We start from the raw sequence: 2,119 nt of genomic DNA, 5'->3' as shown, positions 1-2,119 counted from the left end.
TAAAGCACTTCCTCACTTAGGAGCGAATGTAGTCAGTAGAAAGAAGCTATGTTCATGTCGCCAAACTTGTTGATTTTACAGATGTTCAGCTCTATTGGAGTGTTTGTTTTACAGTGGAACATCCGTTTTAATAATATCTCCCCCTATCTCCCTAATCTCCACATCTCCTTTTGTTACACCACCTGAACGCTTACAAACGATTTAATGCTTCAGCTGAAGCCTAATGCAAACAAAGGAAAGAACCTAATGAATTCATTTAAAAGAACAGAGAAAGAGATAGATTTGCCTTTAGGGGCTGTTTGGCTTATGAATTCTATATCAGAATATAAGGGAAAACAGGAGCTCTATAAGAAACAATCGTCTCAGATTATTAATAGCCTTGTTGAAATGGCATTAATAGAAAGTGCTGAATCATCAAATCGTATTGAAGGTGTAACCGTAGAGAGAAAAAGGCTCAAACCACTTATCATAGATAGAACTAAACCTCGCGACAGGTCAGAAGAAGAAGTAGCAGGATACCGCAATGCCCTTGATTTGATTCACAAGAAATATAAAACTTTGGAGATAACACCTATGACAATAAAAGAATTACATCGTTTAAGCCATGCAGAGACAGGCGACGCAGGTGAATGGAAAGAAATAAACAACGATATTATAAGAAAAAATCCTGATGGCTCAGTTGAGGTAATTTTTAAGCCTGTAAATGCTAATGATACACCCGCCGCAATAGAAGAACTATGTCTTTTATATAGACATAGTCTTGACCAGATGAAATACCCTCCGCTTTATGCTGTTGGTTGTCTTATACTGGATTTTTTATGTATCCACCCATTTCGTGATGGGAATGGTAGGGTATCACGGCTACTTACTCTTCTGGTATTATATCATCACGGCTATGAAGTTGGAAGATATATCAGCCTTGAACGCATCATAGAGCAATCCAAAGAAACATATTACGAAGCCCTGCAGAAAAGCTCTTTAAAATGGCATGAGGCAAAGCACGATATTTCACCGTGGCTGCATTATTTTTTAGGAACTGTCCATTCTGCCTATAAGGAATTTGAACAAAGGGCGAGTAGCATTAAATCGACCAAAGGGGCAAAGACAGAAATAGTGATGCAAACGATAAACAGCCAGCAAGGCGAGTTCTCTATGTCTGATATTGAACGATTATGCCCTGGTATAAGTAGAGATATGATTCGCCTTCTCTTCAGACAGATGAAGAAAGAAGGGAAAATCACCTGCCTGGGTAAGGGACAGTCAGCTAAATGGAAACGAATAGGGTAATAAACCTATAAATAGGGTAATGAATGGGGTAATATAGGAATAAGTAAAACAAGCTCGGATTTGCCAATCGTCTCTGTAACTATTCAGCCACTGATTAACACGGATAAATAAGAGAGGATAGAAGGCGGAAGTGTAAGGACAGGGTTTATCCCTGTCCGTTCCGTAGGTGGACAACCACAAGGGGTAACCGTTCAGCCATAGAGGCACAGAGTTCACAGAGAATTAGAGAAATTAGCCACAAATGGACACGAATTAACCTGTGACATTTGATAAATGGTAACCGTTCAGGCTATATATCAAAAGTGTAAGAAAGGGGATAAGGAGATAAGAGTGATATGGAGATAAGATAATAGAAATAGATTGAAATTGATAGAAATAGGTAGAAATTGATTGTGAAAAACAACAAATTTCCATAAATTTCTATTACTTGATGTTCAAGTTTTATTATTCGTGTTCATTCGTGATTATATATTTTCTCTGTGTTCTCTATGACTCTGTGGCTATATCCCTGAACGGTTACCCCTCATCAAACCAGAATTCAATACCCCACCTTTCTGAATACATTTCCCTAATCTTTTCTTCCTCAGTATCTTCATCATTGGTCAAGTAGCCATAGAGGGTACGTAGGGAAAAAAATATTCTTCTCTCTCACTAATACTCGATATTCAAGTTTTTTTTAAGATTAAGTGGTTTATCCTTTTTTAGCCGCAAAGAACGCAAAGAAATTAACCGCAAAGAACGCAAAGATTATAGTGCTCTGTTAAGATTGAATTTGCATGTTACTTAGGTAATCGGTAATCAGTAATCGGAGATAACAGGCGCCATTGTTTTC

At 37.8% G+C, this 2,119-nt stretch carries 2 protein-coding genes; one reads left to right on the top strand and one right to left on the bottom strand.

What is annotated here, in order from left to right:
* The first annotated feature begins 246 nt into the window (after positions 1-246).
* The gene (locus AB1414_19750) at positions 247-1,287 is read left to right on the top strand and encodes a Fic family protein (GenBank protein MEW6609648.1); all 1,041 of its coding nucleotides are present in this window, start codon (positions 247-249) and stop codon (positions 1,285-1,287) included.
* Positions 1,288-1,539: 252 nt separating this feature from the next.
* Here AB1414_19750 and AB1414_19745 read toward each other — a convergent pair whose 3' ends face one another.
* The gene (locus AB1414_19745) at positions 1,540-1,701 is read right to left on the bottom strand and encodes a hypothetical protein (GenBank protein ID MEW6609647.1); all 162 of its coding nucleotides are present in this window, start codon (positions 1,699-1,701) and stop codon (positions 1,540-1,542) included.
* Between the last annotated feature and the right edge of the window lie 418 nt (positions 1,702-2,119).

The organism is bacterium (assembly GCA_040755795.1).
Lineage (GTDB): Bacteria > UBA9089 > CG2-30-40-21 > CG2-30-40-21 > SBAY01 > JBFLXS01.
The sequence above is the reverse complement of the archived record's forward strand: the minus strand, read 5'-3'. Positions and strand labels throughout refer to the sequence as shown.